The 15,506-nt window shown below is 49.0% G+C and carries 10 protein-coding genes; 6 read left to right on the top strand and 4 right to left on the bottom strand.

The window, feature by feature from the left end:
- Window positions 1-93: 93 nt before the first annotated feature.
- The 3 genes from H6F90_RS06060 to H6F90_RS06050 all read left to right on the top strand — a co-directional run bounded on the left by H6F90_RS06060 (window position 94) and on the right by H6F90_RS06050 (window position 4,845).
- A complete protein-coding gene (locus H6F90_RS06060; RefSeq protein ID WP_190551133.1) occupies window positions 94-2,211 on the top strand; it encodes a TIGR00300 family protein in 2,118 nt (705 codons plus the stop codon).
- Window positions 2,212-2,337: 126 nt separating this feature from the next.
- Window positions 2,338-3,336, top strand: coding sequence for a hypothetical protein (locus H6F90_RS06055; protein WP_190551131.1), 999 nt, complete (start codon window positions 2,338-2,340; stop codon window positions 3,334-3,336).
- Between the two features lie 168 nt (window positions 3,337-3,504).
- On the top strand, window positions 3,505-4,845 hold the full coding sequence (locus H6F90_RS06050) for an alkaline phosphatase PhoX (RefSeq protein ID WP_190551129.1): 1,341 nt from the start codon (window positions 3,505-3,507) through the stop codon (window positions 4,843-4,845).
- Between the two features lie 217 nt (window positions 4,846-5,062).
- Here H6F90_RS06050 and H6F90_RS06045 read toward each other — a convergent pair whose 3' ends face one another.
- Window positions 5,063-5,506: a hypothetical protein gene (locus H6F90_RS06045; RefSeq protein ID WP_190551126.1), complete on the bottom strand. Its 444-nt coding sequence runs from the start codon at window positions 5,504-5,506 to the stop codon at window positions 5,063-5,065.
- Window positions 5,507-5,811: 305 nt separating this feature from the next.
- Between H6F90_RS06045 and H6F90_RS06040 the strand changes: the two genes are divergently transcribed.
- Window positions 5,812-7,071 (top strand): alkaline phosphatase PhoX, encoded by a 1,260-nt coding sequence (locus H6F90_RS06040; protein WP_190551124.1) that lies wholly within the window; start codon window positions 5,812-5,814, stop codon window positions 7,069-7,071.
- 82 nt (window positions 7,072-7,153) lie between these two features.
- Here the strand turns inward: H6F90_RS06040 and H6F90_RS06035 are convergent, their stop codons facing one another.
- Entirely contained in the window at window positions 7,154-8,929 is a 1,776-nt protein-coding gene (locus tag H6F90_RS06035) for an N-acetylmuramoyl-L-alanine amidase (RefSeq protein WP_190551122.1), read from the bottom strand.
- A 259-nt stretch (window positions 8,930-9,188) separates the two neighbouring features.
- On the opposite strand from H6F90_RS06035, the gene H6F90_RS06030 reads away from it, so the two are divergent.
- Both H6F90_RS06030 and H6F90_RS06025 read left to right on the top strand, forming a co-directional pair.
- On the top strand, window positions 9,189-12,476 hold the full coding sequence (locus H6F90_RS06030) for a cadherin-like domain-containing protein (protein ID WP_190551120.1): 3,288 nt from the start codon (window positions 9,189-9,191) through the stop codon (window positions 12,474-12,476).
- 165 nt (window positions 12,477-12,641) lie between these two features.
- Window positions 12,642-13,982, top strand: coding sequence for a pentapeptide repeat-containing protein (locus H6F90_RS06025; RefSeq protein WP_190551118.1), 1,341 nt, complete (start codon window positions 12,642-12,644; stop codon window positions 13,980-13,982).
- A 19-nt stretch (window positions 13,983-14,001) separates the two neighbouring features.
- Here H6F90_RS06025 and H6F90_RS06020 read toward each other — a convergent pair whose 3' ends face one another.
- Together H6F90_RS06020 and H6F90_RS06015 are read right to left on the bottom strand one after the other, a co-directional pair.
- A complete protein-coding gene (locus tag H6F90_RS06020; RefSeq protein WP_190551116.1) occupies window positions 14,002-14,688 on the bottom strand; it encodes a hypothetical protein in 687 nt (228 codons plus the stop codon).
- 240 nt (window positions 14,689-14,928) lie between these two features.
- Window positions 14,929-15,414, bottom strand: coding sequence for a protein tyrosine phosphatase family protein (locus H6F90_RS06015; RefSeq protein ID WP_190551114.1), 486 nt, complete (start codon window positions 15,412-15,414; stop codon window positions 14,929-14,931).
- Window positions 15,415-15,506: the final 92 nt, after the last annotated feature.

The raw sequence follows: 15,506 nt of genomic DNA, 5'->3' as shown, positions 1-15,506 counted from the left end.
AGAAGCGTTATTTAGCTGCAAGTTTGACCACAGTTTTCATCTTGTAGGCTCGTTAAAGTTTTTGCATCAACTCCTCATTCGAGCTTTGGATTTATGGTTTCCTCAATTCGTTTTTTAATGTGTTCGCCGGATCACTATGAGGTGGACTATGTAATTAATCCTTGGATGGAAGGAAATGTTCACAAGTCTTCTCGCGATCGCGCTGCCGAACAGTGGGAGCACCTATTTCATCTAATCAAAGAGTACGCGATTGTTGATTTGATCCAACCTCAAGTCGGTGTCCCTGATATCGTATTTACGGCCAATGGGGGTTTGGTCTTAGGCGACACCGTAGTATTGAGTCGATTCTTCCATAAAGAACGGCAAGGCGAAGAACCCTTCTTCAAGCAGTGGTTTGCTGAGAAGGGCTACACTGTGCATGAATTGCCGAAAGAATTGCCATTTGAGGGGGCGGGAGATGCCCTCTTCGATCGCGAGGGTCGCTGGTTGTGGGCAGGATACGGCTTCCGCTCTGAACTAGATTCGCATCCTTACTTAGCCAAGTGGTTAGACATTGAAGTGCTATCGCTGCGCCTCATGGACGAGCGCTTCTATCACTTGGATACTTGCTTCTGCCCGCTCAGCCAAGGCTATCTGCTCTACTATCCTCCTGCTTTCGATGCCTACTCCAATCGCTTGATTGAAATGCGGGTGCCTGAGGAGAAGCGGATTGCGATCGCCGAAGCCGATGCCGTGAACTTCGCCTGCAACGCCGTCAATGTTGACCATCGCGTGATCTTGAACAAAGCCAGTGATGAGTTGAAGCAACGTCTGGCTGACAAAGGCTTTGAAGTGCTGGAAACACCTCTAACCGAATTTCTCAAAGCGGGGGGTGCGGCCAAGTGCTTAACGCTGCGTGTCACCGAGCCTGTCCGAGTTGAAGTTCATGCCCATGCCACCGTAGAGAGCCGTGTGATCCGCTTAGATGGTCACTTACTTGACTCTGGCTTGATCAATCGCGCCTTAGATTTAGTTGTGGAAGCAGGTGGTAGCTTCCAAGTGCTCAACTTCAACTTGGGTGAACAGCGCCAAAGCACTTCTTCGGCGGAAGTGAAAGTGTCGGCTCCTTCCCATGAAGTCATGGAAACGATCATGACGCAGTTGATCGATCTGGGCGCTGTGCCACCCCCCCAAGAAGCTTGCGATATCAGCTATGAAGTGGTGACTCAAGCGGGAGTAGCCCCGGATGACTTCTATGTCACCACAATTTACCCCACAGAAGTGCGCGTGGAGTGCCAGTGGGTGAAGGTGCAGAAACAGCGGATGGATGCGGCGCTCGTGTTGCATTCAACCCCTACAGGTCCCATGGCGGAATGCAAACTGCTACGAGATTTGGCGGTAGGCGATCGCGTCATTGTGGGTGTTGAAGGAATTCGCACAGTCCGGAAAACAGAATCCCGAGAGCAACGGAATGTCCAAGAGTTCAGCTTCATGGGAGCAGGGGTTTCCAGCGAACGCCGAGTTGAACTTGTAGTCGAGCAGATTGCTTGGGAGTTACGCAAGATTCGCGATCAAGGTGGCAAAGTAGTAGTCACGGCGGGGCCAGTGGTAATTCATACAGGTGGTGGTGAGCATCTAGCCCACCTGATTCGCCAAGGCTATGTGCAAGCGCTACTGGGCGGTAATGCGATCGCCGTTCATGACATTGAGCAATCGATGATGGGCACTTCCCTCGGTGTGGATATGAAGCGAGGGGTTTCGGTGCGCGGTGGTCATCGCCATCACCTCAAAGTGATCAATGCCGTTCGTCGTTGTGGCAGCATTCCCCAGGCTGTAGAGCAAGGTGTAGTGACGAGTGGGGTATTGTACGAATGCGTCCGCAACGGCGTGCCTTTCTCCCTGGCTGGCTCAATTCGCGATGATGGCCCTTTACCCGACACGCAGATGGATTTGCTGCAAGCTCAGGCGGATTATGCTCGCTTGATCGAAGGAGCCGATTTAATCTTGATGCTGTCCTCCATGCTGCACTCGATCGGGGTGGGCAACATGACTCCCGCAGGCGTGAAGATGGTCTGCGTGGACATCAACCCCGCTGTGGTGACTAAATTGAGCGATCGCGGTTCTGTCGAATCCGTTGGAGTGGTCACAGATGTAGGCTTGTTCCTCAGCTTGTTGGTGCAGCAGCTCGATAAGCTCACAAGTCCCTATCACTTCGCTTCTGCTACTGCCTAGACTCTTAACGCATTGTTAATACCTTCTTTCCCTCTCGTTGAAGAAAACACTTTAAGGTAGTACCTCAGGCTGGCTTTTGTGGGGCTATCTACTTTTAGGGTCATCTATTGGTGAGAGGGAAGGAACATGCGTCGAAGCCGTCGGTTCATTTGGGTTGCCTTGTTGTCAATGCTGCTTGTAGGACTGGTCTCTCTGTTAGAAGCCCAGCCTTTTGGCAACGAAAGTGTAGCGGCTACAAAGTTTGACTTTGGCCTGATCGGCGACTTACCCTACAACCCTGAGCAGGAAGGCAAGTTCCAAAACCTGATTCAGGACATGAACAAGACACGGCTCGCCTTCATTGTTCACGATGGTGACTTTAAGAGTGGCTCGACTCTATGCACTGATGAAACGTTTTATCAGCGCTACAACTTGTTCAATACCTTTGTGCATCCGTTCATTTTTGTGCCGGGAGACAATGAGTGGACAGACTGCCACCGCGCGAACAATGGCGGCTACGACCCCTTAGAACGGTTAGCTAAACTGCGGGAAATCTTCTTTCGAGGGGACCAGAGTCAAGGTAAACGCACGATCGCTCTGACTCGCCAAAGTAACGATCCGCAGTACAGCAAATTTCGCGAGAATGTCCGCTGGATAGCCAACAACATCGTGTTTGTGGGACTGAATATTCCAGGGAGCAACAATAACTTCGGTCGTACTCCAGAAGCTGACGCTGAATACCAAGAGCGCAATGCGGCAAATCTAGCTTGGTTAAGAGAAGGATTTGCGATCGCCCAGCGCAATGGCAGCAAGGGCATCATGCTGGTTATTCAAGCCAACCCTGGGTTTGAGTTAGCTCCTACCGATCCCAACCGTACCGGGTACAACGATTTTCTCGCGGCTTTAGAAGCTGAAACTGTCGCCTTCAAAAAGCCTGTGGTCTTGGTACATGGAGATAGTCACTATTTCCGCATTGACAAGCCTTTAGTTGGTTCGCGCGGCCAAAGCCGCATTGAGAACTTTACTCGGGTTGAAACATTTGGCTCACCAGATGTCCACTGGCTGAGGGCAAGTGTTGACTTCAAAGACCCCAATCTCTTCAGCTTTCAGCAAGAAATTGTTGAGCAGAACTTAGTCGCTCACTAGTAGCTCCGTAAAGCAACTTGACAGCAGCAATCTTGCCAAAAGGTGTTAAGCAATACAGCAAAAAAATTGAAATCTGCAATTGCTTAACCCAAGATTAATCTATCCTTTGCCAGTTGATGAGATTCGTTGCTTAAGCTAATGACGCATGCTGAGAACTGAGAGTAGAACATGGCTTTATCGCGACGTAAATTCTTTGCGCTGGCGGGTGCTAGTGCCGCTGGTACGGTAATGATGTCGCCTTTGCAGGCGCTCTATGCTCGCAAAGCGAATGGTCAATCTGTATTTGGCGATGGCTATGGCCCGCTGATTCCCGACCCGAATGGTTTACTAGACTTACCTCGTGGCTTCCAGTACCGAGCTTTCTCCCGGACTGGGGATGTTATGAGCAATAACTCTCTGGTACCCGGAGGACACGATGGCATGGGTGCTTTTGCAGGTCCCAGAGGTACTACCATCTTGGTGCGGAACCATGAACTCAGCCCCACTTCTGCTACCAAAGTTTCTGACCTAAATGCACCTGTGTATGACCCCTTGTGCAAAGGTGGCACCACTACACTGGTAATTGGTAACGATCGCAAACTAATTCGCCACTATCCTTCTATTCAGGGCACCTACCGTAACTGTGCAGGTGGCGTAACTCCCTGGGGCTCTTGGATCACCTCCGAAGAGAACACTTCTACCCCCGAAGAAAATCCTGGCTTGGTTTCTAAGCGTCACGGCTATAACTTCGAGGTGCCTGCTAACGCAACAGGAGCCATTACTCCAATTCCTTTAAAGGCAATGGGTCGCTTTAACCACGAAGCCGTGGCGATCGATCCTCGCACTGGAATTGTTTACGAAACCGAAGATACCGGGGATAGCCTGTTCTACCGCTTTATTCCCAATAAATCTGACAGATTACAAGAAGGTGGGGTTCTACAGGCACTTAAGCTCAAGGATTTCCCGACAGGTGTGCTCACCCGAAATCGACCTACCAGTGTGATTCCTGTAGGCCAACCCCTTGCGGCTGAGTGGGTCACCATTGACGAACCCGATCCAGTCAGCGACGCTGCTCCTACTGGTACTCGCTTCCAGGGGCGTGCGAAGGGGGCTGCTACCTTCAGCCGTGGCGAAGGCATTTGGTTTGGCAATAACGAGCTGTACTTTACCTGTACAGATGGTGGCCCTGCTAGATTGGGTCAAGTTTGGCGGTATGTGCCTGGTGCAACCGCTGAAGACGGTGGTACTTTAACCTTGTTTGTCGAGTCTACTCAGCAAGCTGAGTTACAAGCTCCAGACAATATTGTGGTCTCTCCCTTCGGCGATTTGTTCATCTGTGAAGATGGTTCTGGTGACAACTTTGTAGTTGGAGTCAATGCCAACGGTGAACTTTATCACTTTGCTCGTAACGCTCTCAATGACTCTGAGGTAGCGGGTGCTTGCTTCTCCCCCGACGGTCAAACCATGTTCTTAAATGTTCAAACTCCCGGTATTACCTATGCTATTTGGGGACCTTGGAGCCGAGCTTAATTTAAGTTTGTTAGTTGCTCTCTCTTAATGTTTTAGAATTGGCATTTTTAGAGAGCGATCGCGTTTATCCTTCTCACCTGCGTTAATGTTTGGGCGAATCGTTGCCACTTGGAAACAATAAAGGTTTTCAGGTGGCAATTTTTTAGCTAATTTTTAGATAAATTGGTTGAACAAAAGAGCTTTTTAGGGCCACTAAATTACTCCTCAAGTATTGCTACTAATCGGCAAGGTCACGACAGTAATACTCAGTCGATAAATTCAGTAGAATATCTCTGTCAACTGAAGTTTTATTTTTCCAAAAAGTGCTTTCGGTCCCCGTTCTTAACGCATTACATACGTCTGATGCGGCCTGAAGAATTTGGCGAGGATTGTTTTGAGCTACTTGCCTTAACTGTGGGTTAAGGGTGGGAGAACTTGCCAAAAGACCTAAATACTCTTCAAGAAATTGCTGATCTTTAGTTTGAACTATTTCAACCGCTTTTTCTCCACAGAGGCGATCGAGATTGAGGGTTGAACCACTAGTCGTTCTCATATAACACACTGACGCATCAGTGCTTGGGCCAGTAGAGTAGTCAAACTGCTGAGAGGCAAGAACGGAGTGATTATAGCTTCCTGCTAAATTTATTAATAGAGTGGTTCCTAAGAGATTGGAGAATTTCAAAAGTCTTTTTTCCTCATTGAAACATCTCATGTCGAACAATACATAACTACAACAAATATAAGCATAACCGTAAGATACTTGTCATGAACAAGTTTTTATTTTCAATCTAAACCTTACAGTTTTTGGTTTAATGTTTGTAATTTTTAATAATAGGCTGATGATTAGAAATTTGTATGTTCTCTAACTTAATTTTTTGCTTTTTATAAGCTTCTCTTAGCCTCTACTTAAACTAAGAATTCTTATCTTTCCTAGATAATCAAACTGCCTATTGGTAACAACCTTTTCAAAATTTCAAAGAGGCTGTAGTGAATCTATCAAGACGTAAATTTTTTGCCCTGGCAGGGACATCGGCTGCGGGTGCTGTATTGTTATCTCCTTTGGAAGCTTTTTATGCTAAGCCCTCAATCGCTGCTGGGCCTTACGGTAATTTAGTCGCTGATCCAAATGGAGTCTTAGATTTACCAGCTGGGTTTACCTATCGCAGGCTTTCTGAAACTGGACAAACCATGACCGATGGTTACAGAGTACCTGGTGGTCATGATGGGATGGGTGCTTTTGCAGATGCCAACGGCAATACGGTTCTCATCCGGAACCATGAACTCGCTCCTACCTCTAGTAATGGCTTGAGCGCTCCCAGCACCAGGAAGTACAACACCAACGCTAGGGGCGGCTGCACTAAGTTGGTGGTGAGCCCCACTCGGACTCTGGTATCGCATCGAGGTGTGTTGGCAGGAACGATTCGTAACTGTGCGGGCGGTCCGACCCCTTCAGGATCTTGGCTAACCTGCGAGGAAACCTTTGAAACGAACAATACCAAGAGGCACGGCTACGTATTTGAAGTTCCCAGCAGCGCAACGGGGTTTGTGACACCTGTGCCGCTAACCGCGATGGGACGTTTTAATCATGAAGCTGCTGCTGTAGACCCCAATACAGGGTATGTCTACATGACAGAAGACCGAGGAGATGGGCTGTTCTATCGCTTCATTCCCAACCAAAGAACCAACTTGAGTGCTGGCGGCACTTTATCTGCTTTAAGGATCACCGGTTCCTCCGGAATCAATACCGCCACGGGTTTCCCCAAAAATACTGCTAGAGCAGTGGACTGGGTGACGATCGCGAATCCCGACCCTTCAACGGATACCGTTAGAACAGAGGGATTTAACAAAGGCGCAGCGAGATTCTCTGGTGGAGAGGGGATCTTTTACGGCGGTGGTTATGTCTACTTCACTTGTAAGAGCGGCGGTAGTTCTGGAGATGGACAGATCTGGCGCTATTCACCTGCTAACAACACTGTCGAGCTTTATATTGAACCTAACAACTCCGGTGTCTTAGACAATCCTGACAATATTGTTGTTGTGCCAAACCGAGATATCTTCCTCTGCGAAGACGGCGATGGAACAGACTTTATCCTAGGTGTCACCCCCAGTGGCAGTCTTTATAAGTTTGCTCGGAATGCTCTCAATACATCAGAGTTGGCTGGAGTTTGCTTCTCTCCCGATGGCCAAACGATGTTTGTAAACATGCAAACCCCTGGCATTACCTTTGCGATTTGGGGTCCGTGGTAGACAATTGATGCTGCGATGATTGAGTAGCCTCGTTCAGCGATCGCCACCCTTTATAGGCAAAGAGCGATCGCTGAATCCCAAATTATTTGCTCGACTGCACCCACTCGGTAATCCCAGCCGCAATCGCCTCAGCTAATTTTTGCTGCGCCTTGGGATCGACAATCCACTCGAATTCTTCTGGGTTAATCATGAAGCCCAATTCGAGCAAGACAGCAGGAGCGACGGTAGGACGAGTTAAAGCCAAGTTATTCCAATAGACTCCATAGGAAGGGCGATCGAGCTTTTCTACGAGATAGTCATGCAGAAACACAGCGAGACTGTTGGCTTGGGGATTGTACCAAAACGTGGAAACACCTCTGGTTTTGATCGCGTCGCCGTTGTCTGGGAGGGCGTTGTAGTGCAGGCTAAGGGCGATCGCGGGTTCTAGTTTGTTAATTTGGTTTACCCGATCTTGGGGATATAGGTCTTCATCGCCTTCGCGGGTCATATAGACGGTGGCACCCCGCTTGAGCAACTGCTCTCGTACCAGTTTAGAAATAACCAGCGTCACATCTTTTTCGGGATATCCGGTGGGGCCTTTTGACCCCAAATCGTTGGGGCTACCATGTCCTGGGTCGAGCAGGATGGTGATGCCCTGTAGCGATCGGTTTTTAGATTTCTGAGATGTTTGGGGAGGATGGCGCAAGGACAAGACCAAGCTGGTGCCTTCGTACCGCAGTTTATAACCCCACTGTTGATCTGACTTCAGTTGCAAGGTGTACTGTACCTGAGTTGGAGCAACTTGTTGCCAATCCAGTCGAGAAATTAGGCGATCGGGATTGACATAGATAGTATCCGTCTGGGCGGTGGTGTTGAAAAGATTGAGGGTAAAAGTGCGATCGCCTTGTTGCACGCTCACAGGCACAGGGGCTTGCAAGGGAAACACCACTTCTGTCCAGCCTGGAACTTGACGAGAACTAATGCTGCGAATTAGCGATCGCGGTGGCACTGCGCTGGACGCCAGTCGCGTTTCCTTTTGGTTGATCCAAGCGCCATAATCTAGGCGCAACCAATCTCCTTCTCTGCCTGTCACAGCGGCTCGTGTTCCTTTAGGCAAGGGAGTGAGACGAGAGTAGTCAGTAGTGGGGCCTGTGCGAGCGGTGCCTGCCTCGGCTGTCACCTCTGCCACTTCCAGCTGATTCGGGGCCAAGATGGTGACTTTTCCAGGAGCCGCTTGCGTGGTGCTCGCCCCTTTGGAACTGAGTTGAAATTGCGGTTGGCCTAAATTTCCTGGTGTAGTCGCGATCGTGCAGCCTTGGTATTGCCCGATCGTGGAGCCAACAGAGGGTTGGTTTTGCTGCGTCAGCACCGCAGAGTTTTCTGGCAAATTTACTGCTTGCGTTTGAGCTTGTAAGGGAATCGTTTGGTTGCCGAGCTTGACGCTGACCTGAGCTTGCGGTGGCGCGATCGCCCCAAAACAAATCGATTCTCCAGGCAAATGTGCAATATCCGCAGCAGGAGTCAAAGAATCTTTGGCAAAATTCAACCCGGTGGGCACTTCTGACTGAGCAGCTTGACGGGTGACCTTGAGTTGAATGGTTTGGTTTTGGTAGCGCAGGGTGAATAAATTCTCACCAACTTGCAGCGGAAACGTAGGAGCGAAATGCCCTGCCGCACTGCGTTGAATTGGGCGATCGTTGACCAGCACTTCTCCAGCGGGGGGAGCGGTGCCAATTAAGAAAATGCGATCGCTAGTGGTCTCATGGTTATTCGGTGGGTAGGCCAGGTACAGCGGTTGTGCTGCGATTGTCACGGTTTGCCACAAGACGGCACTACAAGTTCCGACACCAATCGCTGTCCATCCCAAAATTCTGTTCATATCTTTTCTGTCCCTTGGCCTTGTTCATTGTGTCTCCCTGGGGTTTTGTGTTGCAAGTAAGAAGACTTCATCAAAAAAACAAAAAGATTGTTAAATCTAGCTGGTATGGTACTTTAACCAGCATTGATACTCTTGCAGAGTGATAAGGAATACTGTAAAGCAGTTTGCTTTGGTAATAAATTTAACTTTAATTTCCGTAGTTTGAATACCGTAGATTTCCGCCCAAAAACCGTCCATGTCCTTTGAGTAGAGGAATTCTATGAGCCTAAACTTCGCTGAGCTGTTTGACGAAAGCTATTATCTGGGGACGAATCTTGATGTAGCGCAAGCCGTCGCTTCAGATGCATTCACCAGTGGTCTCGATCACTTCACTCGGTTCGGTCGTTTAGAGGGGCGAGATCCTAGTGCTTTTTTTGACACCAAGTACTACCTCAGTACTAACCCGGATATTGGTGTAGCGATCGCTGCTGGAACTATCCCTAGTGCCATTGATCATTTCGTGCAGTTTGGGCAGATAGAGGGACGTGAGCCGATTTTTCTGTTTGATAGCAACTACTATTTGGCAAAAAATCCTGATGTGGCTCAGGCTGTGGCAGCGGGCATCTTTAGCAGCGCCTATGACCACTTTTTGGAGTTCGGGCAACGAGAAAGTCGGAGCTTCGGCCCGTTTTTCGATACCAACTATTACCTCAGTACCAATCCTGACGTGGCTCAGGCTGTGGCAGCAGGAACGATTACAAGTGCAGTGAGCCACTTTCTGCAATTTGGGCAAGTGGAGCGGCGTGATCCCATTCCCTTATTTGATAGCGACTACTATTTAGCCCAGAACCTCGATGTAGCTCAGGCAGTAGCAGCAGGCGCTTTCAACAGTGGTTATGAGCACTTTGCTCTGTTTGGACAAGGGGAAAATCGCAGTCCGAGCCCGGCTTTTGACGGGAGGGCTTACTTGGCGCGTTATACCGATGTTGCCCAAGCGGTGGCAGCAGGAATCTTCAAAAGCGCTTTCGAGCATTTTGCCTTGTTTGGCCAAGCGGAAAACCGTCTGGGAGTCAATGCTGCTCCTGTGGTCGGCAATCAAGCAATCACGACCAACGAAGATGTGGCGATTACCGTCAATGGCTTGCTGAATATTAGTGATAGCAATGGTGATACGATCGCGATCGCTAGTGTCGGTCCAGCCGCAAACGGCACTGTGACCCTCAATCAGGACGGCACCCTCAGCTACACACCCAACCTCAACTTCAACGGTAGTGATACCTTCACTTATACAGTGGCTGATGCCTTTGGTGGTACCGCGATCGCCACGGTGAATGTCTTAGTGAATCCATTACCGGATATCCCGATCGCAACTAACGACACGATCTCCACCAGCGAGGACACCCGACTGACGATTAGCAGTAATCTTCTCTTTACTAATGACATTGAGCCTGACGGCCAAACCTTACTCATTACTGGCTTTACCCAACCTGCAAATGGCTCGGTGGTAGGAAATGGTGACGGTACTTACGTCTACACGCCCAACGCCAACTTCAATGGCACAGAGAGCTTTACCTACACTGTGACTGATGGCCTCGACGGTTCTGCTACAGCAACGGTGACGATCTCGGTTGGAGCCGTTAATGACACCCCAATCGCTGGATCTGATAGCTTCACCACAAATGAAGACACGTCCCTCAGCTTTACCCAAGCGAACTTACTCACGAACGATTCAGACGTTGAAGATGGACTGCTGACAATCACAAGCTTTACTCAACCTACAAGTGGCAGTTTAGCCAGAGATAACAACGGCAACTACCTCTACACCCCTGCCCCCAACTTCAACGGCAGCGCCAGCTTTACTTACACCGTTACAGATAGCAATGGTAGTTCGGCGATCGCTACAGCCAACCTAGTAGTGAACTCGGTCAATGACTTGCCCATTGTCGGCAGCAATACCGCGACCACAGTTGAAGACACGGCTTTAACTTTGAACGCAATAGACTTACTCGCCAACGACTCGGATATAGAGATTGGAGAGTTGCTCATTACTAGCTTTACCCAACCTGGGAACGGCAGTTTAGTGGGTAACAATAACGGCACTTATCTGTATACACCCAACTCCAACTTCAACGGCAGCGATAGCTTTACTTACACCGTTACCGACAGCAATGGTGGCACCGCTAGTAGTACGGTGACTCTCAGCGTGACTTCAGTTAACGATTTGCCGATCGCAACTGGAGACAGCTTTAGTTTGGATGAGGATGGCACGCTGACCATTACTGCCAACAATCTGCTGCTCAACGATCGAGATGCAGATGGCACCCCGCTGCTGATTACCAATTTCACCGCTGCTTCCAAGGGGCAATTAGTCGATCGAGGCGGCAATACCTACCTTTACACCCCAGAGCCTGGGTTTAGTGGCAGCGATAGCTTTACTTACACCATTACAGATGGCACCAGCAATAATGCAACGGCCGTAGCTGTGGTCACGCTCACCGTTAATGCGGTCAACGACATTCCCATTGTTGGCAATGATGCGTTTACCACCAATGAAGACACAGTGCTCACGCTCAATGCCACCAACTTATTGACGAACGATTCTGATGCGGAAGGAGAACCACTAGCGATCGTTAGCTTCTCGCAACCCGCGAATGGCAGTGTTATGGGTTTTGGCAATGGCACGTATCTGTACATGCCCAAGGCAGACTTTAGTGGCAGCGATAGCTTTACTTACACTGTCAGAGATGGTGTGGGTGCGACAGCAGTAGCCAGCGTTAATCTCACGGTGGTTAAGGACACGAATGTTCCGCCTATTGCCCTAGATGACTTTGTGACAACCGATGAAGACACGGCGATCGCCAGCTTCAACGCCTTTGCGAATGATACTGATGTCGAAAATACTCCGCTTACCCTCGTCTCGTTTACCACACCTGATCAAGGCACTGTCACCTTTAGCGAGGAAGGGGTCTTTACCTACCAGCCTAATTTTGGCTTCAACGGTAGCGATAGCTTCAGCTACACCGTCAAAGATGGCAATAATGCTACGGCCTCTGCCACCGTTCGCATCGGGGTGAATGCAGTCAATGATGCGCCTGTGCTCAATCCTGAGGCTGCACCTCTATTAACGGCGATCGCTCCTACTGCCACCGACAGTCCCGGTAATATGGTGTTTGAGTTATTGGGTACCCAAGTCACGGACTCGGACGTAGGTGCCCTCTCAGGCATTGCCATCACAGAAGCGAATGATGCCAGCGGCACTTGGCAGTACTCCCTCGACAATGGCAACAACTGGACGGACATCTCTGGAGTTTCAGAAAAGTCAGCTCAGTTATTAGCTGGCGAAGAACTGATTCGCTTCCAGCCAGAACCTAATTTCCTGGGCCTTGCCACTTTTACATTCCACGCTTGGGATCTCACAGATGGCCAAAACGGCGAGACCATCGACTTAACCACGAGTGGCATAGGTGGTAGTAGTGCCTTTAGTAGTGGTACCGAAACTGCCATGCTTCCAGTTGTTATCGGCGGTATAGTTCTCGATCCGTTACCCGGAACCGGATCTGGAATTTAATTTCAACTATTTGAAGCATTGATTAATTAGCAGCGGGGGTGTGCAAAGGTATACCCTCGCTTTTGTTTATAAACACGAATGCGATCGCGTCCCTCCTAAAATTTGGCTACTATTTTGGATACAAGTAGCCATGCCCAGAGTCTTTGAGGCTTCATACTGAACAGCATGACCAGCAATCCCAACTCATCTCAGTCTCACTCGCCTATGTCTGCGCCGGAACCCGGCTCACCTGACTCTAACTCTGGCGCTAATAGCCTTAATGGTGCGGCGAGTAATCAGCTTTACCAAGAAAACTTAGCGGCTAACCAATCATTAGGGGCACTAACGAGTAATTCTTTACAAAAGTCGCGGCAGCCTGTCGTGCGGCATGCCCAGTCTCAGAAAGGGGTTCCGGGTAGCTCGCCAGCGACCACCGCTGCTACTTCTGTCATGATCTTGGCAGCGATCGCGATCATGCTGATTGGGTTTGGACTGGATAATGCTTGGTTTGGTTGGGCAGGGGCTTTGGTGGCTTTGCTGCTGTCTTTGCAGGTGGTGTGGCCTGTTTGGCAACCTGCGATCGCCGAGTTATTCCCCCGACAAGAGCAATCGGTTTGGATCGGCACTGTAGGACTGATCGCAGCTCTGGTGGGTCTTTATCAACTTACTGGCTTCAATCAGCGCCTGAATAATTGGATCAATCAGTTAAATTGGGATGCGGTTGGAGCGTTAGGCGAAGTTTTTGGCGCGTTAGGGCAGATTTTAATTGCGGTTTTAGCGGTTTATATTGCTTGGCGACAGTATGTGATTTCCAAAGACCTGACAATCCAGCAGAACCTTATTACTCAACAGCAAACCATTGACACCTATTTCCAAGGTATTTCAGATCTGGTGTTGGATGACCAAGGGTTGCTAGAAGATTGGCCACAAGAACGGGCGATCGCGGAGGGCCGTACGGCTGCCATCTTTAGCAGTGTGGATGCGGGTGGAAAAGCCAAAATTATTCGGTTTCTCTCGCGGGCCAAGCTGCTAAGTCCCTTAAGGCGCGATCGTCGGTTGGGCCGAGCCATTTTGGATGGGGTTGGTGGCTACGAAGAAGACCGAATTCATGGGGTCCGAGTCATTGACTTAGGGGTGATGCTGGCTGGGGCAGATTTGTCTGGGACTGATCTTCGCTGGACTGACTTAAGCGAAGCCAATTTAGTCCGGGCGAATCTTAACAACTGCGACCTAGTAAAAGCCAACTTAGCCAGAGCAATTTTGTATGAAGCCAAGCTGCAAAAGGCTGACCTAGAAGGCACCCGTCTGTTCTATGGCAACCTTGATACTGCCACGCCTCGCAGCCGCACAGAGGCTCCTGACTACCGCGCTGGCCTGCATACAGGGGCAGTCGTAGAAAACGCCGATCTCACGGGGGTAAAACTGTCGGAAGATCAACGCTGCTACTGCTGTGCTTGGGGCGGCTCCAAAACTAGAAATACAATCATGGGCGGCTGTGAAGGCATTCCCAATCTACTAGGTCGTTAACTTAGAGTAATTCACGCCTTTAATCTGAAGTTTGAAGAGAATTGTATTCTTTACCATCCCAGTAGATGGTGCGGTTAGCTGATGCTGCTTTTGCCATCAAAATTCCTTCTCCTAGCGCTGAGATTGACGGATATTTAGCCATTTCTTCCTGAGGAACAACTGCCCAAATATCATCGGCACCCAACTTGTCGGGATCATCAATGATAGTTGCCTGCTCTGTACCACCCTGAAAAATTGCCATTACTAAAGGAGAACTCAAGCCATTTTGAACTGGTTTTTCTTGCAGCATTAAGGCAATATCAATTTTGCTGTCGCCGTTAAAGTCTCCTCGCAGATATAGAGGTCTGATGTCTCTAAAGACCATGACATAACGTTCATTCAACTTTTGCTTAAAAAAGGATTCTCTAACCCATAGAGGCACGTTGCTATATCTAATTTGGGCAATAAAGGAGGATTGGTCTGACCCATCGCCATCGCCCTGCACTGTTTTAGGATCATATGTGGTGTCATAACTAGCAGTTTGCGGGGAGGGCTCAGACGGCTTGCTAGGACTGCTCTCTGATCCAGGAGTTGAGGTTGGAACCTGATTTTGGGAGTTCTGTGCAGTCTCCACCGAACGATTTGAAGCACGATTTGTGGAACAAGCGATCGCAAACCATAACAGAAGACAAATTGTTGTCCAACGAGCGATTGAAGTTTTCTTCATAGTATTTTCTCCTCCTTTTGCCGAGGTGAAGATTTCTTTTTAGTTTTAATTTCTTTTGAAGAGAAGACAGAGCGATCGCCCCAATAGAATCACACGCGATCGCTATTTCTAAAGCATGATTAACCCTAAAGATATAAATACAGGCTGAATTAAAGGCTTTTCGCAAAACCTCATCTTCCTGTCTGTAGCAAGCAGAATGCCTGCACTACGAATAAATTCAAGGAATAGGAAAAATAAAGTTCAAATAATATTTTTTAGAGAATTTTTTCTCCGGTATTGAGTAGTTACTTGCTCAATAAAAGCTTGCCATTGCGGCGCTGGAGTCCAAATTTGCTGTAAGTCTTGGAGTGCTGCTTCAGGAGCAACATTTTGGCAAAGGGTGCGGTATAAAAACATAAATGCTGAAACCCGCATATTGGCAGCACAATGGACAAACACTTTTTTGTCGTGGTTAGCTGCCATCACCTCAAAGAAATTCAAAGCATCCTCAACCTGCGGTTTTTCCCAATCAACTGGAATGTGAATATATTCCATCCCGTAACTCGTAACGATCTCTGCTTCGTTTGGCAGCGCATTGGTTGAGGTGGGTAGCGCTAAATTCACCACAGTTGCGTAACCTGCGGCTTTAATGGCTACGAACTGCTCGACACTCGGTTGTCCGGCTGTGCCGATTTTGTCAGATAGGCTGAGGAAAGCTCGAATTTCTGCAAGTTCAGGGTTGCTCATCTTAATCTCCTGATCTATTGCTGAGTCTATGGTTAATCAACGCGGGGCGATCGCTCAGAGTAATAGCAACTAAGGGTATATTCATCACAAGG

It is taken from the genome of Trichocoleus sp. FACHB-591, from assembly GCF_014695845.1.
In the GTDB taxonomy this organism is placed as follows: domain Bacteria; phylum Cyanobacteriota; class Cyanobacteriia; order FACHB-46; family FACHB-46; genus Trichocoleus.
This window is presented reverse-complemented; position numbering and strand designations above follow the sequence as displayed.

What these genes read in the sequence shown, in the direction of transcription:
- H6F90_RS06025 (WP_190551118.1), top strand. Translation starts at nt 12,642, where the DNA reads ATGACCAGCAATCCCAACTCATCTCAGTCTCACTCGCCTATGTCTGCG.
- H6F90_RS06030 (WP_190551120.1), top strand. Translation starts at nt 9,189, where the DNA reads ATGAGCCTAAACTTCGCTGAGCTGTTTGACGAAAGCTATTATCTGGGG.
- H6F90_RS06055 (WP_190551131.1), top strand. Translation starts at nt 2,338, where the DNA reads ATGCGTCGAAGCCGTCGGTTCATTTGGGTTGCCTTGTTGTCAATGCTG.
- H6F90_RS06060 (WP_190551133.1), top strand. Translation starts at nt 94, where the DNA reads ATGGTTTCCTCAATTCGTTTTTTAATGTGTTCGCCGGATCACTATGAG.
- H6F90_RS06035 (WP_190551122.1), bottom strand. Translation starts at nt 8,929, where the DNA reads ATGAACAGAATTTTGGGATGGACAGCGATTGGTGTCGGAACTTGTAGT.
- H6F90_RS06020 (WP_190551116.1), bottom strand. Translation starts at nt 14,688, where the DNA reads ATGAAGAAAACTTCAATCGCTCGTTGGACAACAATTTGTCTTCTGTTA.
- H6F90_RS06050 (WP_190551129.1), top strand. Translation starts at nt 3,505, where the DNA reads ATGGCTTTATCGCGACGTAAATTCTTTGCGCTGGCGGGTGCTAGTGCC.
- H6F90_RS06015 (WP_190551114.1), bottom strand. Translation starts at nt 15,414, where the DNA reads ATGAGCAACCCTGAACTTGCAGAAATTCGAGCTTTCCTCAGCCTATCT.